Here is a 25,560-nt window from a genome sequence, read left to right as displayed (position 1 = left end):
CTTTGTTTCCTTCGAGCCGCCCTCTCTCCCCTCCTCGGTGCCCCCCCCCCCCCCCCCCCTCGACTCTACACAGACAAAAAAAGCCGGGCTGTGCCCGGCTTTTTCATTCACTTCGGCAGACTCACTGCGCCTTGATCGCCATCGCCTGCAGGCCGGTGCCATCCAGCTTCTGCTTGGCTTCAGACAGTTCACCTGCACTGCCATACGGCCCCATGCGCACGCGGTACACGGTCTTGCCGTTGATCTGCGCCGATTCCACGCGTGCCGCCAGGCCCATCATCGCCAGCTTGGCCTTGGTCGCTTCGGCATCGCCGGAGGCACCGAACGCACCCGCCTGCAGGATGTAGCGGGCATTGTCGGCGGCAGCCGGTGCCGCAGCGCCTGCGGTAGTGGCCGCGGTCGGCGCGGTTTCCGCACGCGCTGCCGGAGTGGCGGCGGCGGTGCTGGTCGACGCCGTCGGCGTGCTGGCCGGAGGCGTTGCCGCAGCCGGTCGTTCGCTCAGCGGTGCCGGCAGCGGACGGCTGGTGGCGGTCACCGGCGCGGTGCTGGCCACGCTGGCGGTTGCCGTCGGTGCGGGCGCGGTAGCCGCTGGCGGCGGAACCGGCTTGCCTTCCAGTGCCGCCTGCGCGCGCTGCGCTTCAGCCTTGGCCCGGCGCTGGTCTTCAGCACGCGCGCTGGCAGCCAGCTCGGCGTCGGACATTTCAACTTCCTTGCCCGGCAGCAGGGTGTAGAAGTCGTACTGGGTGGCGGCCGGCTTTTCCGGTTCGGCCGGCTTCGGCGTGGCCGGCTGCGCGGCCGGCTGGGTGCCGACATCGCTGTCGGCATCAGCGACCGGGGCAGGCTGCGCGTTCGGGTTCGGCTGCGGACCGGCGCGCAGGAAGCCATCGCCTTCGCCCTTGAACAGGTTCGGCGCCGCCAGGAACACCACGGCCGCAATCGCCACGCCAGCGACCAGCCACACCCATCCGGGTGTGCCCTGGCTGCTGCTGTTGCGTCGTGCCTGGTTTTTGCCGCGTCGTGCTGCCATGTGTACTGCGTCTCCTGATGCTTACATTTTTTCCGGGGCGCTGACGCCCAGGAGTTCGAGGCCGTTGGCCAGCACCTGGCGCGCGGCGCAGGCCAGGGTCAGCTTGGCGTTGCGATCCGCAGCGTCTTCCACCAGCACCGGCGTCCCGTGATACCACGTGTGGAACGCGTGCGCCAATTCACGCAGGTACTGCGCCACCAGATGCGGTTCCAGCGCCACGCCGGCCGCCTCCACCACTTCCGGGTACCGCGAGATCTCGTTCATCAGCAGCAGCGAGGCGTCGTCGGCCAGGCGGCCGAGGTTGGCCAGGCCATTGCCCTGTTCGTACACCAGGCCCTTCTCCTGTGCCTGGCGCAGCAGGCTGCAGACGCGGGCGTGCGCGTACTGCACGTAGAACACCGGGTTGTCGTTGCTCTGCTGGCGGGCCAGGTCGATGTCGAAGGTCAGCTGCGAATCGGGCTTGCGCGCGATCAGGAACCAGCGGGTGGCATCGCGGCCGGCCTCCTCGATCAGGTCGCGCAGGGTGAAGTAGCTGCCGGCACGCTTGGACAGCTTCACTTCCTCGCCGCCACGCATGACGGTGACCATCTGGTGCAGCACGTACTCCGGCCAGCCCTGCGGGATGCCCACTTCCATCGCCTGCAGACCGGCGCGCACGCGTGCCAGCGAACCATGGTGATCGGCGCCGAGCTCGGTGATCGCGCGCTCGTAGCCGCGCTGCCACTTGGACAGGTGGTAGGCCACGTCCGGCACGAAGTAGGTGAAGGTGCCGTCGGACTTGCGCATCACGCGGTCCTTGTCGTCACCGAAGTCGGTGCTGCGCAGCCACAGCGCGCCACCTTCTTCATAGGTATGACCCGAGGCCTGCAGCTTGGCGACCGCTTCGGCGACTTTGCCGTCGGCGTACAGCGAGCTTTCCAGGAAATAGATGTCGAAGTCGACGCCGAACGCGGCCAGGTCCAGATTCTGCTCGTTGCGCAGGTAGGCCACAGCGAAGCGGCGGATCGCCTGCATGTCGTCCGGGTCCTTGGCACCGACCACGGTGCTGCCTTCCAGATCGACGCTGGCGCCGGCCATGTAGGCGCGGGCGACGTCGGCGATGTATTCACCGCGGTAGCCACCTTCCGGCCAGCCATCCTGGTCCGGCGCGATGCCCTTGATCCGCGCCTGGGTGGACAGCGCCAGGTTCTCGATCTGCACGCCGGCGTCGTTGTAGTAGAACTCACGCTTGGCGTTCCAGCCGTTGGCGTCGAGCACGCGCGCCACGCAGTCGCCGATCGCCGCCGCGCGGCCATGGCCGACATGCAGCGGGCCGGTCGGGTTGGCCGACACGTACTCCACGCCCACCGTGCGGCCATTGCCGGACAGGTTGCGGCCGTAGTCGTGGGCTTCCTTGATGACCGACGCGGCTTCACGCTGGTACGCGGCCGGCGCCAGGTGGAAATTGATGAAGCCGGGGCCGGCGATCTCGACCTTGCTGACGTCCTCGCTGCGCGGCAGTGCCTCGACCAGCGCCTGTGCCAGTGCGCGCGGATTGCTGCGCGCGGCCTTGGCCAGCAGCATCGCGGCATTGGTGGCGAAGTCGCCGTGGTCACGGGTCTTCGGGCGCTCGACCACGAAGTCCGGCGGCAGGGAGTCGGCGGGCAGGGTGCCATTGGCGCGCAAGGCTTCGATGCCTTGGCTGATCAGGGCGCGGAGGAGATTTTTCACGAGGCCTGCTGTGAGAATGAGCGGCGGAATCGCCCATTTTAGCGCAGATACCAGCGGCCACGCTGACCGAAACCTGCCTGTGGGGGCGACCGATGGCGCCCGGAGGGCGGGCGCTCAGCCGAACAGGCGGGGCTGGGGCGGCGACAGCAGGCCTCGTTCAGCAAACGAAACGGGGCGGCCCTCACCGACCACGAAGTGGTCCAGCAGGCGCACGTCCACCATCGCCAGTGCCTGCTGCAGTTCGTCGGTGATGCGGGTATCGGCGCTGGAGGGTTCCGGGTCGCCGGAAGGGTGGTTGTGGCTGAGGATCACCGCCGCCGCGTTGTGCAGCAGGGCGCGCCGCACCACTTCGCGGGGGTAGACCGGTGCGGCGTTGATGGTGCCGTGGAACAGTTCCTCGCAGGCGATCAGGCGGTGCCGGTTGTCCAGGAACAGGGCCATGAAGATCTCCCGGGCCTGCCCCCGCAGGCGGTGCTGCAGATAGCGGCCGACCGCGGCCGGGTTGTTGCCGACCGCTTCGCCGTGTTCCAGCTCGGCAGCCAGGTAGCGGTGGGCCAGTTCCAGCCCGGCAGCCAGCGTACAGCTGCGCGCCGGGCCGAGCCCGGGCAGGCGGGCCAGTTCACGCGCGGGGCGGTCCAGCAGCACCCGCAACGGGCCGTGCGCCTGCAGCAGGTCGCGCGCGGTCTGCACGGCATCGCGGCCACCGAACCCGGAGCCGAGAAACAGGGCCAGCAGTTCGGCGTCGGAAAGTGCCGTGGGCCCGCGCGCGATCAGCTTCTCGCGGGGGCGTTCCTGTTCGGGCCAGTCATGGATGGGCATGCCTGCATCATCGCCAGCCTGCGTGGCGGCTCCCATCGGTGCATACCGCAGCACCGGGTCGGAGGATGCCTCACCCGCGCCGGGTCTGCAGATAGTCGAACAGTTCCTGGTTGTTCTGCAGGCCCAGCTTGCGCTTGGCTTCGGCCTTCTGCCGGCTGATGGTCTTCGGGCTGCGCCCGCAACGCTCGGCGACGGCATTCACGCTGAGCCCGGCCGCCAGCAGATCCAGCACTTCCTGTTCGCGTGCCGACAGCGGCGACGGTTCGCGTGGAAACAGCAGGTCGCGCGCCTGCAGGTGGTGGCGCAGCTGCTGGGAGACGAAGACCTGCCCGGCCAGTGCGGCGTTCAGTGCCTGCGGCAGTTCGGCGAAATCGGCGCATTTGTCGACCAGCCCACTGATGCCCTCGCGCAGCAGTCCGTCCAGCAGCCCGGGATGGCGGGCGCCGGTCAGCACCACCACCGGCAGCCCGGGGTGACGCACGCGCAGCGCGTCGATCAGCTCTGGACCGTCCGGGCCGTCACCCGGCATCGACAGGTCGGTCAGCACCGCATCGCAGTCGTGGTGGTCCACCAGCTCCAGCAGCTGGGCGCCGTCACGTGCACTGCCGACGATGTCCATCAGGTGGGTCTGCAGCACGATACGGATGCCATGCAGGACCACGGGATGGTCGTCGGCAATGATGATGCGTGGATGCACGAGGCTCCTCGAAGGTCGAACAGGCCACGGCAGACGGCAGCCAATGCCTGATTCTGCAAAAGCGCAGACCCGCAGAGGTATAGGAAAGGTCCGAAACCGATGCCCGGCAAACCCCGGGTCAAGCGCAACGTGCTCCATCTGCTGATAGCTGTCCGCTATGTGCACCCTGCACCGGGACATTACCGACCATCGGGTAAGCTAGCGCCCTCGTTTGCACAGGAATTCCAGGTGGCTGACTCCCCCAACGCTTCCCCCGCGCCGGCCCGCGCGCTGGAAGGTCAGAAACTGCTGTTGTGCGTCGGAGGCGGGATCGCGGCCTACAAGGCCCTGGAACTGGTGCGGCGCCTGCGCGACGCCGGTGCCCAGGTGCAGGTGGCGATGACCGCCGGTGCCCAGCAGTTCGTCACTCCGCTCAGCTTCCAGGCCCTGTCCGGGCAGCCCACCCGCACCACGCTGTGGGACAGCGCCGCCGAACAGGCCATGGGCCACATCGAGCTGGCGCGCTGGGCCGACCGCATCGTGGTTGCCCCGGGAACCGCCGATCTGCTGGCCCGGCTGGCCCAGGGCCACGCCGATGACCTGGTCAGCACGCTGTGCCTGGCCAGTACCGCGCCGTTGACGATCTGCCCGGCGATGAACCATCGCATGTGGCTGCACCCGGCCACCCAGGCCAACATCGCCCTGCTGCGCCAGCGCGGCGCGCAGGTGATCGGCCCGGTCGACGGCCCGCTGGCCGAAGGCGAGTCCGGTCCGGGGCGTCTGGCCGAACCGGGCGACATCGTGGCCGCGCTGGCCGCCAATGGCAGCAGCGCCGCGGCCGTTGCCGCGCCGGAAACCCGCGCGCTGCAGGGCCTGCGCCTGCTGATCAGCGCCGGCCCGACCTATGAAGACATTGATCCGGTGCGCTATGTCGGCAACCGCAGCAGCGGCAAGATGGGCTTTGCCCTGGCCGCGGCCGCGGCGACGATGGGCGCACAGGTGGTGCTGGTCAGCGGCCCGGTACAGCTGCCGACCCCACCCGGCGTGCAGCGTGTGGACGTGCGCTCGGCCGCGCAGATGCGCGATGCCGTGCTGAAGTCGCTGCCGGCCGACATCTATATCGGTGCCGCTGCGGTGTCTGACTACACGCCGCGCCAGGTCGCGCCGCAGAAGCTGAAGAAGACCGCCGACAGCCAGTCGCTGGTGATCGAGCTGGTGCGCACGCCGGACATCCTTGCCGAGGTGGCCGCGCAGACGCAGTCGCTGAAGCTGGTGGTCGGCTTTGCCGCCGAAACCCACGACGTGGAGAAATACGCGCGTGGCAAGCTGGTCGACAAGCGCCTGGACCTGGTGATCGCCAACCAGGTCGGCATCAGCGGCGGCGGTTTCGAGAGCGACAACAATGCCGCCACGGCCTTCTGGCAGGACGGTGAACAGGTATTCCCGGCCACCTCCAAGCGCGAGCTGGCCGAACAACTGCTGGCGCTGATCGCGCGGAGACTCCAGGCATGACCCAGGCTTTCACTTCCCAACCGCTGCAGGTCAAGCTGCTCGATCCGCGCTTCGGCGACAGCTGGCCGCTGCCGGCCTACGCCACCGAAGCCAGCGCCGGCATGGACCTGCGCGCGGCGCTGGATACCGCGCTGACCCTGCAGCCGGGTGACACCGCGCTGGTGCCCAGCGGCCTGGCCATCCACATTGCCGACCCGAACCTGTGCGCGGTGATCCTGCCGCGCTCGGGGCTGGGCCATCGCCACGGCATCGTGCTCGGCAATGGCACCGGCCTGATCGACGCCGATTACCAGGGCCCGCTGCTGATCAGCGTCTGGAACCGTGGCCGCGAGGCCTTCACCATCGAGCCGGGCGATCGCATCGCGCAGCTGGTGATCGTGCCGATTGCCCGCGTCAGCCTGCAGGTGGTGGATACTTTCACCGACAGCGTGCGGGGAACGGGTGGATTCGGCCATACCGGGGTGCGTTGACAGGGGACATCGATGAGCGGCATCGGGGAAGGACAGCGGGGACGGTCGTTGGGACGCAGTGCGCCACTACTGGGGGTGCTGCTGATCCTGCTGGCCGGCTGGTTCGGATGGAGCGCAGTGCAGCAATGGCGCCAGGAGGCCAACGGCCAGGCGCTGGAAGCTGCACGTGACCAGGCCGTGCAGGGCCTGCAGGAGGCCGCTGCCGGCCAGCTGAAGCAGCTGCAGCAGCAGCTGAAGAACGAGCGCGTGCAGCAGGCGCTGCAGGCCGGTGATGCCGCTGCGGCGGCACTCGCGGTCCGCGAGAGCTGGACCGGCGTCGAGCACGCCGAGGTACTGGCCGCCGATCTGGCCAACGCCTACGCCGACCCGGCTGCCTTTGGCTATGCCCGCCTGGCGCTGCTGGAAGCGGCATTGGCCGAAGGCAAGCCCAGCCTGCGCGTGGTCCGCGATGGCGGTGGCAATCGCCTGGGCCTGGCAGCGCCGGTTCAACTGGGCAGTCTCGGCCCGGCGGTGCTCTACGTGCGCCAGCCATTGCTGCGGCTGACCTCACCACTGGACCAGGTGAGTGCGCCATCGGCCGGTTTCCTTGGCCTGCGCCAGGGCGCGCATGACCTCGTCGCCCAGGGCGATGCCGGCCTGGCCGAAAGCGCCGAAGCATTGGCGCGGCCGATTTCGGGGACGCCGTTGCGGCTGGTGGCCGCGGTACCCAATGTCGAACCAGGTCCGCTGGGCCTGGGTTCGCTGGCCAGCGCCATCGTTGCGCTGCTGCTGGCGTTCATCGCCGTGCTGCTGGTGGTGGGGCGCGGCCGCCTGCCGAAGTCGCTGCCGCTGCCGCGTCGGGCGACCGTGGCGGAAGCCGATCATGGCCCGACCCTGAGCGAGAGCCTGCAGATGGCGCCGCCGCCGGTGGCCGAGGCCAGCACGACTGAAAGTGCACCGCCGCCCCCGCCACCGGTTCCGGCCGAGGAACTGGCGGCCGGTATCTTCCGCGCCTACGACATCCGCGGCGTGGTTGGCAGTGAACTGACGCCGAAAACGGCGGCGCTGATCGGCCAGGCCATCGGCACCGTGGCCCTGGAGCAGGGCCTGCGCGAGGTGGTGATCGGCCGCGACGGCCGCCTGTCCGGCCCGGAACTGGCCGCAGGGTTGGCCGAGGGCCTGAGGCGCGCCGGTTGCGCGGTGATCGACATCGGCCTGGCACCGACCCCGGTCGTGTACTACGCCGCCTTCCATCTGCGTACCGGCACCTGCGTGGCGGTCACCGGCAGCCATAACCCGCCCGAGTACAACGGTTTCAAGGTGGTCATCGGCGGCGAGACGTTGTCCGGTGATGCCATCACCGATCTGTACCAGCGCATCGTCGAAGGCCGCCTGGTACAGGCCGCCGAGCCGGGCGATTACCAGCAGCGCGATGTCAGTGCCGACTACATCCAGCGCATCGCCGACGACGTGCAGCTGGACCGCCCGTTGAAGGTCGTGGCCGATGCCGGCAACGGCGTGGCCGGCGCGCTCGCGCCGCAGCTGCTGGAAGCGATCGGTGCGGAAGTCATCCCGCTGTACTGCGATGTCGACGGTACCTTCCCCAACCATCACCCCGACCCCAGCGAGCCGGCCAACCTGGAAGACCTGGTGCAGACGGTGAAGCGCTTCGGTGCCGATCTCGGCGTCGCCTTCGATGGCGACGGTGACCGCCTGGGCGTGGTCACCGGCGAAGGAAAGATCATCTATGCCGACCGCCTGCTGATGCTGTTCGCCGCCGACGTGCTGATGCGCAATCCGGGCGCGATGGTGATCTACGACGTGAAGTGCACCGGCAAGCTGTCCGACCACGTGCTGCGCAATGGTGGCAGCCCGCTGATGTGGAAGACCGGGCATTCGCTGATGAAGGCGAAGATGCGCGAGACCGATGCCGAGCTGGCTGGCGAGATGAGCGGCCACTTCTTCTTCAAGGAGCGCTGGTTCGGTTTCGACGATGGCCTGTATGCGGCCGCGCGCCTGCTGGAGATCCTGGCCCAGCGCGAGGAGACTCCGGACGAGGTACTGGCAGAGCTGCCGGAGATGGTGGCCACGCCGGAGCTGAAGGTGCCGGTGGCCGAAGGCACGCCGCATGCGCTGGTGGCGATGCTGGTGGCGGCGGCGCAGTCGCCGGACAACCCGTATGTGGGCGGTCGCCTGTCGACCATCGACGGCCTGCGCGTGGACTTCCCCGATGGCTGGGGCCTGGTGCGTGCCTCCAACACCACGCCGGTGCTGGTGCTGCGCTTCGAGGGCAATGACGAGGCGGCGCTGGAACGCATCCAGGCGCTGTTCCGCAGCCAGCTGCAACCGGTGCTGGGCGACACCCCGCTGGGCTTCTGATTGATCGGGATTGGATCGATCGGGTAGTGGGGGGGGGGGGGGGGGGGCCCCCCGGCCGGGCGGGGGGGGGGGGGGGTGGGGGGGGGCGGCGCGGCGGGCGGCCCCGACCGGCCGCTGGCCGGCAACCACAGGATGGTTCTGGGGTTCAGGAGGTTGCCGGCCAGCGGCCGGCACTACCCCTTGAACCGCAGCCCGACGCCCGGTTCGGTGAACAGGTAGCGCGAATCCAGCGCTGAATCACCCAGCTTGTGCCGCAGCTTGCCGACCAGGATGCGCAGGTAATGGGTGTCGTGCTGGTGGGTCGGGCCCCAGATCTCCTGCAGGATCTGTGGCTGGGTCACCACCCGTCCGGCGTTGCGCAGCAGCAGCGACAGCAGCGCGTACTCCTTGCGGGTCAACGCTACCGGCTCGCCATCCAGCGCCACTTCACGGCGGACCAGGTCCACATGCAGGTGGCCATCGTCGAATACCGGCGGCGTGCCATCACTGGGCACGCTGCGCGTGCGCAGCAGCGCCCGCACCCGCGCCATCAGCTCCTGCGTGCCGAACGGCTTGGTCACGTAGTCATTCGCGCCGGTATCCAGCGCACGCACCTTCTCCGCCTCGCCGGCACGCACGGTCAGCATGATCACCGGCACCTGGCTCCATTGCCGCAGTTGTTCCAGCACCTCGTGGCCTTCCATGTCCGGCAGGCCGATATCCAGGATCACCAGATCCATGTCCTCGCTGGCGGCCAGCTGCAGGCCTTCCTGGCCGGTGGCGGCCTGCCGCACCTGGTAGCCCTGCGCGCGCAGGCTGATGTCCAGGAACCGGCGGATCTGGGTTTCATCATCGATCACCAGCACGCGCGCGGCCGGCACGCTGGCATCAATCGGGGTCGGGCTCATCGTGGGAGGCTGGCTTGAGCAGGGGCAGGGTGATGCGGATCAGGGTACCGCGACCGTCGCGTCCGGGCAGCGCCTGCACGCTGCCGCCATGCGCGCCGATCATGCCCTGGCAGATGGTCAGGCCCAGGCCGGTGCCATGGCGGCCACGGTCACCGCGCTCCACGCTGTAGAACATGTCGAAGATGCGCGCACGCTCGTCGTCGGGAATGCCGGGGCCGGCATCGATCACGTCGATGCGCAGCTGGCCGTCCAGTTCACGCGCCTGCACCTGCACGGCCGCATCCGGCGGTGAGAACTTGGCCGCGTTTTCCATCACGTTGAACACCGCCTGTTCGACCAGCGCCGGGTGTACCCAGATCGGCGCCAGCGTGGCCGGAATGTCCAACTCCAGCCGCACCTTGGGCTGGTAGCGCTGCAGGCGCCGTGCGGCCGAGCCGATCAGTTCGTCCACGCCGATCCAGTCGCGGTTGATCTTCAATCCCTCGTGGCCGAGGCGGGTCATGTCCAGCAGGTTCTGGATGTAGCGGTCCAGCCGTTCGCCCTCGACCAGGATGGTGTCGAGCAGGGCACGGCGATCGGCCGTATCCATTGCCGCACCATAGCTGGCCAGGCTGTCGGCCGAGCCGATCATCGCCGCCAGTGGCGAGCGCAGGTCGTGCGACACGGAAGAGAGCAGCGCCGAGCGCAGTCGCTCGGTCTCGTTGCTGACGTGCGCCTGCTCCAGTTCGGCCACCAGCCGCGTGCGCAGCGCGGCCTGCGCGATGTCATCGACCATTGCTTCGGCCAGCTGCCGTTGCTCGGGCAGCAGGCGCGCCTGTGCGCCGGGCAGGTACAGGCCGGCCACGCCGATCGCGCGGTCCTCGCCATCCAGCAACGGCAGGAACCACCACTGCGCACCGGCCAGGGTGTCGGTGAAGCGGCCACTGGGCTGGCCATGGCGCAGCGCCCAGTCGGCGGCGGCCAGGTCGGTGTCGCCGGGCTGGCTGCGGCCACCGGTTGCGGTATCGGCGCCGATCCGCAGCCACGCCGGCACGTCCATGGCCTGTTCCAGTGCATGCCGACCCGCCTGCGCCACCTCGCCGTTGCCGGCGGCACTGGCCAGTTGGCGGCCCAGCTGCTGGCGCGCACGCGCATGGCGATTGGCCGCACGCAGCGCGATCACCTGCATGCGCAGGCGCGAGGCCAGGCGTCCGGCCACCAGCGCGGCGGCCAGGAACAGGAACACGGTGATCACGCCCTGGCGCGCACCGATGGCGAAGGTGAAGCGGGGTGCGATGAACAGGAAGTTGTAGGCGAGGAAACACAGGATCGCCGCCATCACCGCCACGCTGGCGCGCGTGCGCGCGGCCACCACTACCACCGCCACGATGAATACCATCGACAGGTCCGCCATGCCCACCCAGCGCTCGGCCAGCCATGCCACCGCACAGGCCAACGCGGTGGCGATCAGCGCCTGTGCCGGTTCGTGGCTGATGCCGCGCACCGGCGGCAGCAGGCCCTCGCGGCGCGAGCGCGCACGTGCCTGCGGGGTGCTGATGATGGTGATCTCGTAATGTGCGCCGCGCTGGATCAGCTGCTGGGTCAGGGTGCGGTTGAACATCCGCGCCAGCGGACGTTCTCGGGTCCGGCCGAGCACCAGGGTCGACACGCCGTTATGTGCGGCATGGTCGAGCAGGGCATCGGCGATGCTCGATCCGTGCAGTAGTTCGGCGTCGCCGCCCAGCCGCCGTGCCAGTGCGAAGGCCGCATCGATTTCGCGTCGGGTCGCCTCGTCCTGGCGTCGGCCCTGCACGGTCACCACCGTCCACGGTGCGTCGCGGCGCTCGGCGATGCGACGCGCCACCCGCACCAGGTATTCGCTCTGGCCGCCGCCATCAACGGCCACCAGCACGCCGCGACGCAGCGGCAGGTTGCTCTCGCCGCGTGCAGCGCGTGCTTCACGCAGGCTGCTGTCGACGCGGTCGGCAGCTTCCTGCATCGCCAGTTCACGCAGCGCGGTCAGGTTGGCCGGCGAGAAGAATGCCTGCAGCGCCTGCGCGGCCTGTTCGGGCACATACACCTTGCCCTGCTGCAGGCGTGCGATCAGTTCGCGTGGCGGCAGGTCGACCAGCACGATGTCATGCAGGCGGTCGAGCACGCCGTCCGGCACGGTCTCGCTGACGCGCACGCCGGTGATCCGCATCACCACGTCGTTGAGGCTTTCCAGATGCTGGATGTTGACCGTGGTCCAGACATCGATGCCGGCATCCAGCAGCTCCATCACGTCCTGCCAGCGCCGCTCATGGCGGCTGCCCGGCGCATTGCGATGGGCCAGTTCGTCCACCAGCACCAGCGCCGGATGCCGTGCCAGCACGGCATCCAGGTCCATTTCCTGCAGGGTGTGGCCGTGATAGGCCACTGCCTTCAGCGGCAACTGCGGCAGGCCTTCCAGCAGCGCCTGGGTATCGGCGCGGCCGTGGGTTTCCACCAGGCCCACCACCAGGTCGACACCGCGGCGCAGCTGTTCCTGTGCGCGGGTCAGCATGGTGTAGGTCTTGCCCACGCCCGGCGCCGCACCGAGGAACACGGTCAGCTTGCCGCCGGCTTCGCGTTGCAGGCCTTCGACCAGGGCATCGGCCTGGCGGGTACGCGCATCAGTCATGGGTGCCGCTGTCATGGCCGCCATTGTGCGCGCAGCCGGTGCAGGTCGGCATCACGGTGCCTTGGCCGCGTGGTCCAGCGCGAAGTTCAGCGTCACCACATTCACCCGCGGCTGGCCGAACAGGCCCCACTGGCGACCTTCGGTATGCGCCTGCACCAGTGCCTGCACGCGTTCCACCGGCAGGCCACGGGCGCGCGCCACGCGTGCCACCTGCAGCTGCGCCGCGGCCGGCGACAGCTGCGGATCCAGGCCACCCGCGGACTGCGTGACCAGGTCTGCCGGTACCTGCGCCGGGGTGACGCCTTCGCGCGCGGCCACCGCAGCGGTGCTGGCGGCAACACGTTCGGCCAGGGCCGGGTTGCTGCGCGCCATGTTGGAACCGGCGGCGGCCATCGGGTCATAGTTGGCCGCCGACGGACGCGCCTGGAAATAGCCGTCACCGGTGAACGGCTGCGACAGCCACGCCGAGCCGCGTACCTGGCCGTTGCCATCGCGCAGCAGGCTGCCCTCGGCCTGGGTTGGGTACGCCAGGCCGGCAAAACCGGTGGCGATACCGGCGTAGACCGCACCGGCCAGCAGCAGGGTGGCCAGGCCCAGGCCGATCGCCGGGCGCCAGCTGGCGCCGTCCTGCAGGCTGGCCACGCGGGCCTCGGCCTTCTGTTCGCGCGGAAGGGAAGATGAAGTGGAAGCAGTACGGTTCATGCGCCGAATACCAGGACAAGAAGAAGATCGATCGCCTTGATCGCTGCGAACGGCAGCAGCACGCCGCCGAGGCCGTACACCAGCATGTTCCGGCGCAGCAGCGCGGTTGCAGTGGCCGGGCGGAAGCGCACGCCACGCAGGGCGAGCGGGATCAGGGCGGGAATCACCAGGGCGTTGAAGATCAGCGCTGCCAGCACCGCATTGCGCGGGCTCGACAGCTGCATCACGTTCAAGGCGGCCATGGTCGGAACGGCCGCGGCGAACAGCGCCGGCAGAATCGCGAAGTACTTGGAGACGTCGTTGGCCAGCGAGAAGGTGGTCAGCGCGCCGCGGGTGATCAGCTGCTGCTTGCCTACTTCCACCACCGCCAGCAGCTTGGCTGGGTCCGAATCGAGGTCGACCATGTTGCCGGCCTCCTTCGCCGCCTGCGTACCGGAGTTCATCGCCAGACCGATGTCGGCCTGCGCCAGCGCCGGCGCGTCGTTGGTACCATCGCCGACCATCGCCACCAAGCGGCCACCGGCCTGTTCCTGGCGAATGCGTGCCAGCTTGTCTTCCGGGCGCGCTTCGGCGATGTAGTCATCGACGCCGGCCTCGGCAGCGATCGCGGCGGCGGTCAGCGGGTTGTCGCCGGTGATCATCACCGTGCGGATACCCATCGCCCGCAGCTGCGCGAACTTCTCGCGCATGCCATGCTTGACCACGTCCGACAGCTCGATCACGCCCAGCACATGGCGGCCCTCGGCCACCACCAGCGGGGTGGCACCATTGCGTGCGACCTGCTCCACGCGACCGGCCAGTTCCGCCGGCACGTTGCCGCCCAGCGCCTGCACGTGGGTGCGGATCGCATCGGCGGCGCCCTTGCGGATCTGCCGCCCATGTTCCAGATCCACGCCGGACATGCGGGTCTGCGCACTGAACGCCAGGTACTCGGCGTGGTCCGGTTCGGCGGTGGCACAGCCCTGTTCGCGCGCCAGGCGCACGATCGATTTGCCTTCCGGGGTCGGGTCGGCCAACGAGGACAGCAGTGCCGCCTCGCGCAGCTGGCTGGCGTCGATGCCGGCCAACGGATGGAAGTGGCTGGCCTGGCGGTCGCCGTAGGTGATGGTGCCGGTCTTGTCCAGCAGCAGCACGTCGACGTCGCCGGCCACTTCCACGGCCTTGCCCGACTTGGCCAGCACGTTGGCGGCCAGCGCACGGTTCATGCCGGCGATGCCGATGGCCGGCAGCAGCCCCCCAATGGTGGTCGGGATCAGGCACACCAGCAGCGCGATCAGCAGCAGCGGATCGACCTGCACGCCCACGGCCGCGCCGATCGCCGGCAGCGTCGCCACCACCACCAGGAAGGTCAGCGTCATCGCCGCCAGCAGCAGGGTCAGCGCGATCTCGTTCGGGGTCTTCTGGCGGTTGGCACCTTCCACCAGCGCGATCATCCGGTCCAGGAAGCTGTGGCCCGGTTCGGCGGTCACCCGCACGATGATCTGGTCGGACAGCACCTTGGTGCCGCCGATCACGCCGGAACGGTCGGTACCGGCCTCGCGCAACACCGGTGCCGATTCGCCGGTCACCGCCGCTTCGTTGATGGTGGCCAGGCCCTGCACGATCTCGCCATCGGCCGGCACCAGTTCACCGGCGCTGACGATCACATGGTCGCCCGGGCGCAGCTCGGCGGCCGGCACCTGGGTTTCGGCGGCGCCTGGCTGCGGCGCCGCCAGCCGGCGTGCCACCAGGTCCTGGCGGGCACGCCGCAGCGAGGCGGCCTGGCCACGGCCACGCGCTTCCGCTACGGCTTCGGCGAAGTTGCCGAACAGCACGGTCACCAGCAGGATCGCGGTCACCGCCAGGCCGAAGCCCAGCGGCGCGTTGCCGGTCAGGGTGACGATCGCGGCGACGATCGTGCCGGCCATCACCACCGCCATCACCGGGCTGCGCACCAGATGCATCGGCGACAGCTTGAGAACCGCTTCGACCAGCGCACGGCGCAGGCCGGCGCCATCCAGCAGGGCAGGGCGCGCTGCATGGGTACTACGGGTTGAACTTGCTTGGGTACTCATCAGGGTGTCCTTAGTGCAGTCCCAGGCTCAGGTGGTCGGCGATCGGGCCGAGTACCAGCGCCGGCATGAACTGCAGCACGGTCAGGATGACGATCACCGAGACCAGGGTCAGGGCGAAGGTCGGGGTTTCGATCTGCAGGCTTCCGGCAGACTCCGGGGCCTGGCGCTTGGCAGCCAGCTGTGCGGCCACCACCAGCGGAATGATCAGCAGCGGGAAGCGGCCCAGCAGCAGTACCAGCGAGCAGCTCAGGTTCCACCACAGCGTGGCGTCGCCCAGCCCTTCGAAGCCCGAGCCGTTGTTGGCGTAGGCCGAGACGTACTCGTAGAAGACCTGGCTGATGCCATGGAAGCCGGGGTTGGAGGTGCCCGCCAGGCCGGGTACGGCCAGGGTGATCGCAGTGAACACCAGCAGGGTGATCGGCTGCAGCAGCACCAGCAGGGCCAGCAGGCGCACCTGTGGCGTCTCCAGCTTGCGGCCGAACAGTTCCGGCGTACGCCCGGTCATCAACCCGGCCAGGAACACACCCAGCAGCAGGTACACGATGAACTGCTGCAGGCCACAGCCGATGCCGCCCCAGATCGCGCTGACCAGCATGTTGACCATCGCGATGCCGCCACTCAGCGGTGCCAGCGAATCGTGCATGCCGTTGACCGAGCCGTTGGAGACCTGGGTGGTCACCGCTGCCCACAGCGCCGTGCTATCGGCGCCGAAGCGCACTTCCTTGCCTTCCATCAGCAGCGGGGTGGCGGCGCTGGCGCTATGGCCCTCGCTCCACATCATCGCGCCGGTGGACAGCAGCGACATGCCCAGCATGCAGCTGAACACCAGGGCGCCGAAGCGACGTCGGCCGGTGAACGCACCGATCATGAAGATCACCGCCATCGGCACCAGCAGGATGCCGACGATTTCCAGCGCGTTCGACAGCGGGGTCGGGTTCTCCAGCGGGAAGCTGCTGTTCGGGCCGTACCAGCCGCCACCGTTGGCGCCCAGCTGCTTGGCCGCGACCATCGCCGCGACCGGGCCCAGCGGCAGCTTCTGTTCGGCCATGCCGGCGCTGGCGTCGATCGGCGTGGCCTGCGGCCCACCGGTCATCGTCGACGGCACGCCCTGGCTGGTCAGCAGCAGGGTCCACACCAGGCACAGCGGCAACAGGAAGCGCACGCACAGGCGCACCACGTCCACGTAGTAGTTGCCCACCGCCACCTGGCGGTCATCGCCGGTACCCGTCGCCACCGCAGCCTGCGGCGCACGCGAGAACAACGCGCGCAGCGTCGCCACTGCCAGCGCCAGGCCCATCATCGGCGTGACCACCTGCAGGCCGGTGATGCCGGTCATCTGCGAGAGATAGGACAGCTGCGCCTGACCCGAATAGTGCTGCTGGTTGGTGTTGGTCAGGAACGAGATCATCGTGTGCAGCGCGGTGTCCCAGCGCATGTTCGGGATCTGGTCCGGATTCAGTGGCAGCCAGGCCTGCGTCATGAACACCGCCTGGGTCAGTACCGCGACCACCACGTTGCTCAGCACGAAGGCCAGCACGTAGCCGCGCCAGGACATCGAGCGCGACGGATCGACCCCGAACACCCTGTACAGCGGTTTCTCGATCCAGTGGAACAGCACGTCGACCTTCATCGGCGTGCCACGCATCACGCGGGCCAGGTACAGGCCCAGCGGCCACGCCAGCAGCAGGCTGGCGGCAATAATCACAAGCATCTCAGTCATGGCCGGCTCCGCTCAGAACGACTCGGGCCGCAGCACGACATAAAGGAGATAGGCGGCGGCGACCAGCACCAGCACGCCACACAACAACGACAGCCAGGGGGACATTGCAATAGCGTCCTGGTGGAACCCCTCCACCTCAGGCCGTCATCGTCGTCCTGCCGCCCATAAACGCACTACGCGCCGGACCGGGCCGACGCGTAAAGAGTGCATAAATTCCGTGGGCCAATCCGTAACCAGGCCCTGGGTAGCGCCGGGCCATGCCCGGCGGTAGGAGCGTGGTCAGCCCGCCGGAGCCTGGCTCGCCGGCAGCAGCCCCTTCAGCTCGCGATAGCGCTGCAGGGTGCTGTCGATCTCGGCCTTCAACGCCTGCTGCTGCTGCAGGAACCCGGCTTGCAGCCGTTGCTGCGACTGCAGTTGCACGTGCCGCTGGCGGATCGCCTCGGCCTGCTTGTCGGCCACCTTGCCACCGGCCAGTTCGCGGTCACCTGCGGCCGCCAGCAGCGCCACCAGCGACTCACGCAGGCTGGTGACGTTGTACTCGGCGGTCTTCAGGTTGTTGTCCAGCACTTCCTGGCGCTCGGCGAACACCCGGCGCAGGTCGTCCTCGCTGCCATAGGTGGTCAGCATCGCCTGCTCGGTGCGCTGGCGGGTCTGCGCGGCCATCAGGTCCAGCTGCTGCTGCGCCGCCTCCGTGCTGGCGGCGGCGCGCTCTTCGTCGGTCAACGCGCGCTGGACCTGCGCATTGCGCAGGCCGCTCTTCGCGTTGAACTCCTCGCGGGCATGGTTGACCGCGTCGGCCGGCAGCGAATCACTGCAGATCCGCTCCTTGCCCTCGTTCCAGCAGTACAGCTTCTTTTCCGTCTTGCCGCTGTCGCGCGACTGCGCCGGTACGGTGAACGGCACGGCCAGCAGCAGGCCGGCAAAGAGGACAGCAGGAACTCGGGACATGACCTTTCCCCTGGGTCGGTCAGCGGATCGAACGGACGCCGTACTGGGCCCGGTAGGCTTCCAGCGGCTGCCGGTAACCCACAAGTTCCGGGTTGCCGGAGGCGAAATCAAGCAGGTCGGCCAGCGACGCCACGGCGATCACCGGAATGCCGGCTTCCTCGGCCACCGACTGCGCCGCCGAACGGCGATCGGTTTCCGAAGCGATCTCCTGGCGGTCCAGCGCCACCACGATGCCGGCCGGGGTGCCACCGGCGGCGCGGATGATGCCCAGCGCTTCACGGATCGCGGTGCCAGCGGTGATCACGTCGTCGACGATCAGCACGCGCTTGCCGTTCATGTCGGCGCCGATCAGCTGGCCGCCTTCACCGTGGTCCTTGGCTTCCTTGCGGTTGAACGACAGCGGCAGGTCGCGGCCACGCTGGGCCAGCTCGCAGGCCATCGCGGTGGCCAGCGGAATGCCCTTGTAGGCCGGGCCGAATACCACGTCGTACTTGATCCCGGTGGCATCGATGGCATCGGCGTAGCAGGCGCCGAGCTGCGACAGCAGCGAACCAGAGTCGAAACGACCGGCGTTGAAGAAATAGGGGCTCAGCCGGCCGGACTTGAGGGTGAACTGGCCGAAGCGCAGGGCGTCGGCGGTCAGGGCCAGCTGCAGGAAACGGTGGCGGTGGTCGCTCATCAAAACTCGATTCATCTTCATTTGGAGCACAAATCCTAATCCAGCTGGGCGTTTCGCGCTCGTCCGGGGCCCTGTGAAGGGTGTCGCGGCCCGGCCTGGCGGACTGCGCAGCCCCGCAGGCAACCGGTATGCTTGCCCGGTTTCCCGCCGCAGGTCCCCCGCATGCGCATCATCAGTTTCAACGCCAATGGCATCCGCTCCGCCGCAACCAAGGGCTTCCTCGACTGGTTCCGGTCCCAGGACGCCGACGTCCTGTGCATCCAGGAGACCAAGGCCCAGGAAGACCAGCTGACCGATCCGATGTTCCGCCCGGACGGCCACCACTGCTTCTACCGCGACGCCATCACCAAGAAGGGCTACAGCGGCGTGGCGATCTACAGCAAGCGCGAGCCGGACCAGGTCATCACCTCGCTGGGCTGGGCCCCGTTCGACGACGAAGGCCGCTACATCGAGGCGCGCTACGGCAACCTCAGCGTGGTCTCCTTCTATATCCCGTCGGGCAGCTCGGGCGACCTGCGCCAGGGCTTCAAGTTCGAAGTGATGGAATGGCTGCGGCCGATCCTCGAGGAATGGGCGCGCAGCGGCCGCGACTACGTGCTGTGCGGCGACTGGAACATCGTGCGTTCGGCGCTGGACATCAAGAACTGGAAGTCCAACCAGAAGAACTCCGGCTGCCTGCCGGAAGAGCGCGACTGGCTCAATGCCCTGTGCGCCGACCATGGCCAGGCCACCGATGTCGCCGCCGGCCGTGGCTGGGCCGATGCCTACCGCCTGCTCAACCCCACCGGCGAGGACTACACCTGGTGGAGCAACCGCGGCGCTGCCCGCGCCAACAACGTCGGTTGGCGCATCGACTACCAGTTCATCACCCCGGGCCTGCGTGACCGCCTGCGCAGCTGCTCGATCTACCGCGACGAGCGCTTCTCCGACCACGCGCCGTTCATCGTGGACTACGACCTGTGACCGAGGCTGCCAAGCCGCGTCGGCCGTGGCAGCAGGTGGTGTCCAACCTGAGCCAGCGCAAGGTGCTGGCGATGCTGCTGCTCGGCTTCAGTTCCGGCCTGCCGATCTATCTGGTGGGCAACACGCTCGGCTTCTGGATGCGCAAGGAAGGCATCGAGCTGAGCACGATCGGTTTCCTGTCATGGGTCGGGCTGGCCTACACCATGAAGTTCCTGTGGGCGCCGATCGTCGATAAGACCGACGTGCCTCTGTTCGGTCGCTTTGGCCGCCGCCGTGGCTGGATGCTGCTGTCGCAGCTGGTCGTGGTGGTGGGCCTGGTCGGCATGGCGCTGGTCCAGCCCAAGGGGGGCCAGATCCAGTTCCTGGGTATCGCCTGGCAGCACATCGTCGTGTTCGGCGTGATGGCCGTGATCGTGGCGTTTGCTTCGGCCACCCAGGACATCGTCATCGATGCCTGGCGCATTGAAAGTGCTGACAACAGCGAGCAGCTGGGCCTGCTGACCTCATCCTCGGCGCTGGGCTATCGCACCGCATTGCTGGTCACCGATGCGCTGATCCTGATCATCGCGGCCCGTGTCGGCTGGCAGGTCTCGTACGAGATCATGGCCGTCCTCATGGCGCTTGGCGTGGTGGCCGTGGTTATGGCCCGTGAGCCCGCGCGGGAAGTGGCTGCCGTGCAGGCTCAGGCGACCTCGCTGTGGACGCCGCGGGGCCTGTTCGACGCCGTGGCGGGGCCGTTCATCGCCTTCGTCCGCGAGCATCGTAGTGGTGCGATCCTGATCCTGGTGGCCATCAGCGTCTATCGCATGGCCGACTTCGTCATGGGGCCGATGGCCAACCCGTTCTACGTCGATCTCGGCCTGGACGAGGACACCGTTGGCGCTGTGCGAGGCTCGGTGGGTCTGGTCGCGACCTTCGTCGGCATTGCTGCGGCGGGCCTGGTCTCGGTGCGCTGGGGCGTGCTGGCGGCGCTGATGGTGGGTGCCGTGCTGGGTCCGGCCTCCAACCTGGCGTTTGCCTGGCTGGCCTATTCGGGCCCGGACACGACCCATTTCGCCGTGGCCATGGCAATCGACAACTTCGCCAGCGGTTTCGCCGGTACGGCGCTGATCGCCTATATGTCGAGCCTGACCAGCATCGGATACACCGCAACCCAGTACGCGCTGCTGAGTTCGTTCTACGCGATGCCAGGCAAGGCGCTCAAGGGGCTCTCGGGGTGGTCGGTACAGACGCTCGCGCAGGGCCGGACGCTGCTGGAAGGCTACGCGCTGTTCTTCGTCGGTACCGCGCTGGTGGCGATCCCGGTGGTGATCCTCTGCGCCCTGCTGATCCTGCAGCAGCGTCGTCGCCAGGCCGCAAGCGCCACCTGATTGCCTGCCCGCCCGGTCTGCGGGATCATCGCCCCCGACGCGCCGAGGGGGCGGTGCCTTGCGAACGGGGAAGTGAGCATGGCCGACGTTGTGCTGCGGGACCTGGACCCGCTGCTGCTGGAACGTATCCGACGTGTCGCGGTTGCCCGCGGCTGGACCCACGAACAGACCTGCGCCGCCTTGCTGGAGCAGGGCCTGTTCAGCAGTGAACTGGAGGTCCGCTCCGGCTTCGGCGATCCCGAAGTGGACGCGCTCTCCGACGCCATCGCGGCCCTGCAGGCCCTGCCCGCAGGGCAGGGCTTCGATTAGTGCCCATGTAGCGTCGAGCCACGCTCGACCGCCGTTCCCGGTAGATCCACGCCATGCGTGGATGACCACCTCACGCCAGGTGGATCGCCCCCAGGATCCGCGGCCCCGTCGCCCCGGTCACGCCCGGCAGGTTGCCGGCCAGCCCGTCCATCGTCCGCTGCGCCAGCCAAGCGAAGCCCATCGCTTCCACGTACTCCGGGTCCAGCCCATGCACCGCGCTCGACTCCACCTGCACCCCCGGCAGCCGTGCAGCCAGCCGCTTCATCAGCTGCCGGTTGCGCACCCCGCCGCCGCAGACCAGCAGGCGCCGGGTCTGCGGCTGCTGCGCCAGCAGTGCATCGGCCACCGTCGCCACGGTCAGCTCCAGCAGGGTGGCCTGCACATCGGCAGCGGCGTACTCGCCTTCCCCCATGTGTGCCTCGGCCCAGGCCAGGTGGAACTGTTCGCGCCCGGTGCTCTTCGGCGGCGGCAGCGCAAACCACGGGTCCGAGCGCCAGCCTGCCAGCAGGCCCTCGTCCACCGCGCCACTGGCGGCATACGTGCCATCGGCATCAAAGGTGCGGCCGGTCTGGCGCTGGCACCAGGCATCCATCAGCGCATTGGCGGGGCCGGTATCGAAGCCACGCACCGCGCCTTCGTGCGGGATCAGGGTCAGGTTGGCGATGCCGCCCAGGTTGAGCACCGCGCGGTCTTCATCGGCGGTGCCCAGCATGCCGAGGTGGAAGGCCGGCATCAGCGGCGCACCGTGGCCCCCGGCCGCCACGTCGCGGCGGCGGAAGTCGGACACCGTGGTGATCCCGGTCAGTTCGGCAATGCGGTTGCCGTCGCCCAGCTGCACGGTGAACGCCGGGTCGGCCAGCGGGCGGTGGCGCACGGTCTGGCCGTGCGAGCCGATCGCGCGCACCTGGCTGCGATCCACGCCGGCCTCGGCCAGCAGTTGATTGGCGGCTTCGGCGAAGTTGATCGCGATCCGTGCATCCAGCTCGCCCAGCTCCTCCAGCGAGTCCAGCGGTCCGCCTTCGCCCAGCGCCACCAGCCGCGCACGCAGCACCGGCTCCCAGCGGGCGGTCAGGCCGTGCACGAAGCGGCAGCCGCCACTGCTCGGGAACTGCACCAGTGCGGCATCGATGCCGTCGGCGCTGGTGCCCGACATCAGGCCAAGGTACAGGGGGGCGTCAGCGTCGGCAGTCGTGTTCATGGCAGGCAAAAAAAAAGGACGCGGCAAGCTTGGGCTGCCGCGTCCTTCTTCGTCAACGCAGGGGCTCAGCCGCGCTTGCGGCCGGTTGCCTGCTTGTCCTTGGCGCTGGCAACCTCGGGGGCGGCCTCGTCGCGGCTGGTCGGTGCCGGGCTGGCATCGGCGTAGATCAGCTTCTCCATGCCCTGGATGCGCGCCATCGCCGGTGCGGTCTGCGCGCGGAAGGCGACCAGCTCGGCGCCCTTCAGCGGCTCCGGCGGCGGCATGGTCACGGTCAGCGGGTTGCGGTGCTCGCCGTTGACGCGGAATTCGTAGTGCAGGTGCGGGCCGGTCGCCAGCCCGGTCGAGCCGACATAGCCGATCACCGTGCCCTGGGCCACACGCTGGCCGGTCTTGATGTTCGCAAAGCGCGACATGTGGCCGTACAGGGTGGTGTGGCCGCGGCCGTGGTCGAGGATCACCACGTTGCCGTAGCCGCGCTGCACCCCGGCGAACTGCACGCGGGCGTCGCCGGCGGCCATGATCGGGGTGCCGGTGCGCGCGGCGTAGTCCACGCCCTTGTGCATGCGCATCTTGCCCAGCACCGGGTGCTTGCGCGCGCCAAAGGTCGAGCTCAGCCGTGCGAACGGGATCGGCATGCGGATGAAGCTCTTCTTCAGCGAACGGCCGTTGATGTCGTAGTACTCGGACTTGCCGTTGCGGTCGAAGCGGAAGCCGGAATAGGTCTTGCCACCGGTGGTGAAGGTCGCCGCCAGGATCTTGCTGGTGTCCACCTTCTCGCCTTCGCGCCAGGTTTCATCCATCACCACGCTGAAGCGGTCGCCCGGCTGCAGGTCCTTCGAGAAGTCGATGTCGTACTTGAAGATGTCGTCGGTCATCGTCGCGATCGCCGACGGCGACAGCCCGGCGCGCCTGGCCGCGGCATACAGCGAGCTGGTGATCTCGCCGCTGGTGACCACCGTGCGCGTGGAGGTCTCGCGTTTGGTCACCTTCTCCTTGATGTCATCGCCGGCCAGGCTCAGTTCCACCCGGTTGTCGGCATCGCGGTCGAAGCGGATGCTGCGCAGGTCACCGGACAGCGGCATGTCGAAGGCGATCTCGGCACCCGGGCGCAGCTTGGTCAGCGCCTCACGCGCACCTGGGTGGTCCAGTACCCGGTGCAGGGTGGTGGCCGGAATGCCGGCCTTGTCGAACAGGTCGCTCAGGGTCTGGCCGCGCTGCACCCGCAGCACCTGCCAGCTGTCTCCGGGCACCTGCTGCTGGCGGGCCATGGTCAGCGGCGGCAACGGCAGCGCCAGGCTGGTGTGGCTGTCGGCGAAGGGCGCGTCGATGGTGTGCGAGAAACCCGGGACGATGGTCGCCACCAGGGCGCCGATCGTCGCGAACAGGCTGGCATGCATCCAATGACGGCGGGTCCAGCGCTCATTGAAGGCGGCGGGAAGATGTTGCCTGAGCTTCCGATGCAGGGCGTTGTCGTGCAGGACGTGGAGGCGTTCCTGGAAGCGCTGCTTGCGTGCGCGCCCTTGTTCGGAATTGTGCATCGGCGGTTTTTTCCTGGCAGCCCGGGAGCGCGGGCCTGATCGCCGGTTACCATAGACACCTGAGAAAACCGCGTCAAACCCTTGTGCCCATTGGCTTTTGTGAAGCCAATCGGGTTAACTTTGCTTTAACACCCCACACAAGAATCGGCGTTGCCGGGAGTAGTCACGTGTCCTCGATTGAAGAAGCCCTTGCCCTGATCGGCCGTGGTGCCGACGAGATCCTCAAGCTCGAGGATCTGCGTGCGCGCCTGCAGGAAGGCCGCCCGCTGCGGATCAAGGCCGGCTTCGACCCCACCGCGCCCGACCTGCACCTGGGCCATACGGTGCTGCTGAACAAGATGCGTCAGTTCCAGGACCTCGGCCACCAGGTCATTTTCCTGATCGGCGACTTCACCGGCATGATCGGCGACCCGTCCGGCAAGAGCCTGACCCGCAAGCCGCTCAGCAAGGACGACGTGCTGGCCAATGCCCGTACCTATGAAGAGCAGGTATTCAAGGTGCTGGACCGCAACCGTACCGAAGTCCGCTTCAACTCGGAGTGGTTCGGCAAGATGGGCGCCGCCGACATGATCCGCCTGGCCGGCCAGCACACCGTGGCGCGCATGCTCGAGCGCGACGACTTCGCCAAGCGCTATGCCGCCCAGCAGTCCATCGCCATCCACGAGTTCCTGTACCCGCTGGTGCAGGGCTACGACTCGGTGGCCCTGGAAGCGGACGTCGAGCTCGGCGGTACCGACCAGAAGTTCAACCTGCTGATGGGCCGTGGCCTGCAGGAACACCACGGCCAGAAGCCGCAGGTGGTGCTGACCATGCCGCTGCTGGAAGGCCTGGACGGCGTCAACAAGATGTCCAAGTCGCTGGGCAACTACATTGGTATCAGCGAACCGGCCATCGACATCGTCACCAAGACCATGAAGGTGGACGACACCCTGATGTGGCGCTGGATCGAGCTGCTGTCCTTCGACATCAGCCAGGCCGAAGCCCTGCAGCTGCGCGAGCAGGTGGCCAATGGCGGCCTGAACCCGCGCGTGGTCAAGCTGCGCCTGGCACGTGAACTGGCCACCCGTTTCCACGACGCCGCGGCGGCCGAGCAGGCCATTGCCGGCTGGGAAGCGGCGGTGACCGGGCAGGGCGACATCACCCAGCTGCCGCTGCAGGACGTGGCGATCCCGGCCGAAGGCCTGCGTATCGCCGCACTGCTGACCGCGGCCGGCCTGACCCCGAGCAACTCCGAAGCCAACCGCAAGCTCAAGGAGCGCGCGGTGAAGGTGGACGGTGAAGTGGTCGAAGACGGCCAGCAGGTGCTGCAGCCGGGCTTCGAAGGCCTGCTACAGGTCGGCAAGCGCACCTTCGCCCGCGTGCGCCTGGTCGCTGCCTGAGACAAAGGAAGGGCCGGCGCAGCCGGCCCTTCCTTATGCTCTTGTAGAGCCAAGCCCACGCTTGGCTGCGCTTCGTGGGTTCCTACCGCAGCGCGAAGGATGAACGGATGCAACATCCGTTGAAAAAAATCGCCACACCCCCTTCACAAATGATGCGAATGGGGACATACTTCTCCTCCCCCGTCGCAGGGGTCGCCACCAAGGGGCTTCAGCGACAACAGGGCGCCCACCACCGCCGAACGAGATGATCGAACGAAGGTGTTGACGGACTGAAAAAGTCTGGCATAATGGGCGGCTCGCTACGAAGGAAACTTCGCAGCACACGGGAACGGCGCTGAGGCCACTTCCCAGGATCTTTGAAAGTATGCGCAGGTATCTTGTGAAGGCGCCTGCAGGAAGGATGATTGTCCATCTTGCAGACGTTTGATCAAGCAACTATTAATTGTTTTAAAGCAAGCGATACGTTGCCAGAGTCAATCATCTGCAGCTTTAAATTTTGATCTTCGGATCATGTCGTTTTAAGTGAAGAGTTTGATCCTGGCTCAGAGTGAACGCTGGCGGTAGGCCTAACACATGCAAGTCGAACGGCAGCACAGAGGA

General features: G+C 68.1%; 21 protein-coding genes and 1 rRNA gene. 8 read left to right on the top strand and 14 right to left on the bottom strand.

Annotated elements, in window-relative coordinates; translation table 11 throughout:
- Positions 1–121: 121 nt before the first annotated feature.
- The 4 genes from V3B25_RS14485 to V3B25_RS14470 all read right to left on the bottom strand — a co-directional run bounded on the left by V3B25_RS14485 (position 122) and on the right by V3B25_RS14470 (position 4,253).
- Positions 122–1,027 (bottom strand): SPOR domain-containing protein, encoded by a 906-nt coding sequence (locus V3B25_RS14485; protein WP_032130329.1) that lies wholly within the window; start codon positions 1,025–1,027, stop codon positions 122–124.
- A gap of 21 nt (positions 1,028–1,048) precedes the next feature.
- A complete protein-coding gene (argS, locus tag V3B25_RS14480) occupies positions 1,049–2,737 on the bottom strand; it encodes an arginine--tRNA ligase (protein ID WP_012478915.1) in 1,689 nt (562 codons plus the stop codon).
- A 114-nt stretch (positions 2,738–2,851) separates the two neighbouring features.
- A complete protein-coding gene (gene radC, locus V3B25_RS14475) occupies positions 2,852–3,556 on the bottom strand; it encodes a DNA repair protein RadC (protein WP_049421495.1) in 705 nt (234 codons plus the stop codon).
- 70 nt (positions 3,557–3,626) lie between these two features.
- Entirely contained in the window at positions 3,627–4,253 is a 627-nt protein-coding gene (locus V3B25_RS14470; RefSeq protein WP_049421484.1) for a response regulator transcription factor, read from the bottom strand.
- Positions 4,254–4,481: 228 nt separating this feature from the next.
- Here V3B25_RS14470 and coaBC point away from each other — a divergent pair, with 228 nt between their 5' ends.
- The 3 genes from coaBC to V3B25_RS14455 are packed head-to-tail and all read left to right on the top strand — an operon-like array spanning position 4,482 to position 8,572.
- Complete coding sequence (gene coaBC / locus V3B25_RS14465; protein WP_049421485.1) at positions 4,482–5,744, top strand: bifunctional phosphopantothenoylcysteine decarboxylase/phosphopantothenate--cysteine ligase CoaBC; 1,263 nt, start codon at positions 4,482–4,484, stop codon at positions 5,742–5,744.
- A complete protein-coding gene (dut, locus tag V3B25_RS14460; protein ID WP_032130326.1) occupies positions 5,741–6,214 on the top strand; it encodes a dUTP diphosphatase in 474 nt (157 codons plus the stop codon). The genes coaBC and dut overlap by 4 nt, the downstream gene beginning before the upstream one ends.
- A 12-nt stretch (positions 6,215–6,226) precedes the next feature.
- The gene (locus tag V3B25_RS14455; RefSeq protein ID WP_049421486.1) at positions 6,227–8,572 is read left to right on the top strand and encodes a phosphomannomutase/phosphoglucomutase; all 2,346 of its coding nucleotides are present in this window, start codon (positions 6,227–6,229) and stop codon (positions 8,570–8,572) included.
- A gap of 173 nt (positions 8,573–8,745) precedes the next feature.
- Here the strand turns inward: V3B25_RS14455 and V3B25_RS14450 are convergent, their stop codons facing one another.
- The 8 genes from V3B25_RS14450 to pyrE form a co-directional block, all read right to left on the bottom strand.
- The gene (locus V3B25_RS14450) at positions 8,746–9,459 is read right to left on the bottom strand and encodes a response regulator transcription factor (RefSeq protein ID WP_004153862.1); all 714 of its coding nucleotides are present in this window, start codon (positions 9,457–9,459) and stop codon (positions 8,746–8,748) included.
- A complete protein-coding gene (locus V3B25_RS14445; protein WP_329810882.1) occupies positions 9,440–12,100 on the bottom strand; it encodes a sensor histidine kinase KdpD in 2,661 nt (886 codons plus the stop codon). Before V3B25_RS14445 ends, V3B25_RS14450 begins: the two co-directional genes overlap by 20 nt.
- 51 nt (positions 12,101–12,151) lie before the next feature.
- The gene (gene kdpC / locus V3B25_RS14440) at positions 12,152–12,802 is read right to left on the bottom strand and encodes a potassium-transporting ATPase subunit KdpC (protein ID WP_049421487.1); all 651 of its coding nucleotides are present in this window, start codon (positions 12,800–12,802) and stop codon (positions 12,152–12,154) included.
- Positions 12,799–14,856, bottom strand: coding sequence for a potassium-transporting ATPase subunit KdpB (gene kdpB / locus V3B25_RS14435; RefSeq protein WP_329810881.1), 2,058 nt, complete (start codon positions 14,854–14,856; stop codon positions 12,799–12,801). Before kdpB ends, kdpC begins: the two co-directional genes overlap by 4 nt.
- A 10-nt stretch (positions 14,857–14,866) precedes the next feature.
- A complete protein-coding gene (gene kdpA, locus V3B25_RS14430; RefSeq protein ID WP_329810880.1) occupies positions 14,867–16,576 on the bottom strand; it encodes a potassium-transporting ATPase subunit KdpA in 1,710 nt (569 codons plus the stop codon).
- A gap of 12 nt (positions 16,577–16,588) precedes the next feature.
- Complete coding sequence (locus V3B25_RS14425) at positions 16,589–16,681, bottom strand: potassium-transporting ATPase subunit F (RefSeq protein ID WP_005407770.1); 93 nt, start codon at positions 16,679–16,681, stop codon at positions 16,589–16,591.
- Positions 16,682–16,855: 174 nt separating this feature from the next.
- Entirely contained in the window at positions 16,856–17,524 is a 669-nt protein-coding gene (locus V3B25_RS14420) for a hypothetical protein (protein ID WP_329810879.1), read from the bottom strand.
- Between the two features lie 19 nt (positions 17,525–17,543).
- Complete coding sequence (gene pyrE / locus V3B25_RS14415; RefSeq protein ID WP_010486876.1) at positions 17,544–18,203, bottom strand: orotate phosphoribosyltransferase; 660 nt, start codon at positions 18,201–18,203, stop codon at positions 17,544–17,546.
- Positions 18,204–18,365: 162 nt separating this feature from the next.
- On the opposite strand from pyrE, the gene V3B25_RS14410 reads away from it, so the two are divergent.
- From V3B25_RS14410 to V3B25_RS14400, 3 genes are all read left to right on the top strand, one after another.
- Positions 18,366–19,166, top strand: a complete 801-nt coding sequence (locus V3B25_RS14410) for an exodeoxyribonuclease III (RefSeq protein ID WP_032128444.1) — start codon at positions 18,366–18,368, stop codon at positions 19,164–19,166.
- On the top strand, positions 19,163–20,536 hold the full coding sequence (locus V3B25_RS14405) for an MFS transporter (RefSeq protein ID WP_032128445.1): 1,374 nt from the start codon (positions 19,163–19,165) through the stop codon (positions 20,534–20,536). The genes V3B25_RS14410 and V3B25_RS14405 overlap by 4 nt, the downstream gene beginning before the upstream one ends.
- Before the next feature lie 78 nt (positions 20,537–20,614).
- On the top strand, positions 20,615–20,845 hold the full coding sequence (locus tag V3B25_RS14400; RefSeq protein ID WP_005420465.1) for a hypothetical protein: 231 nt from the start codon (positions 20,615–20,617) through the stop codon (positions 20,843–20,845).
- A 70-nt stretch (positions 20,846–20,915) separates the two neighbouring features.
- Here V3B25_RS14400 and V3B25_RS14395 read toward each other — a convergent pair whose 3' ends face one another.
- Positions 20,916–22,043: an anhydro-N-acetylmuramic acid kinase gene (locus tag V3B25_RS14395; RefSeq protein ID WP_329810878.1), complete on the bottom strand. Its 1,128-nt coding sequence runs from the start codon at positions 22,041–22,043 to the stop codon at positions 20,916–20,918.
- A gap of 65 nt (positions 22,044–22,108) precedes the next feature.
- Complete coding sequence (locus V3B25_RS14390; RefSeq protein ID WP_032128447.1) at positions 22,109–23,581, bottom strand: peptidoglycan DD-metalloendopeptidase family protein; 1,473 nt, start codon at positions 23,579–23,581, stop codon at positions 22,109–22,111.
- 167 nt (positions 23,582–23,748) lie between these two features.
- Here V3B25_RS14390 and tyrS point away from each other — a divergent pair, with 167 nt between their 5' ends.
- Both tyrS and V3B25_RS14380 read left to right on the top strand, forming a co-directional pair.
- Positions 23,749–24,960 carry a tyrosine--tRNA ligase gene (tyrS, locus tag V3B25_RS14385; RefSeq protein WP_201117920.1) on the top strand — a complete coding sequence of 404 codons (1,212 nt, stop codon included), beginning with the start codon at positions 23,749–23,751 and terminating at the stop codon, positions 24,958–24,960.
- A 519-nt stretch (positions 24,961–25,479) separates the two neighbouring features.
- Positions 25,480–25,560 (top strand): 16S ribosomal RNA (locus V3B25_RS14380); the annotation flags it as partial.

The sequence above is a fragment of the Stenotrophomonas sp. SMYL8 genome (assembly GCF_036320065.1).
Classification (GTDB): domain Bacteria; phylum Pseudomonadota; class Gammaproteobacteria; order Xanthomonadales; family Xanthomonadaceae; genus Stenotrophomonas; species Stenotrophomonas maltophilia_A.
Note: the sequence above shows the minus strand (reverse complement) of the source record. Positions and strands in the feature narration are given on the sequence as shown.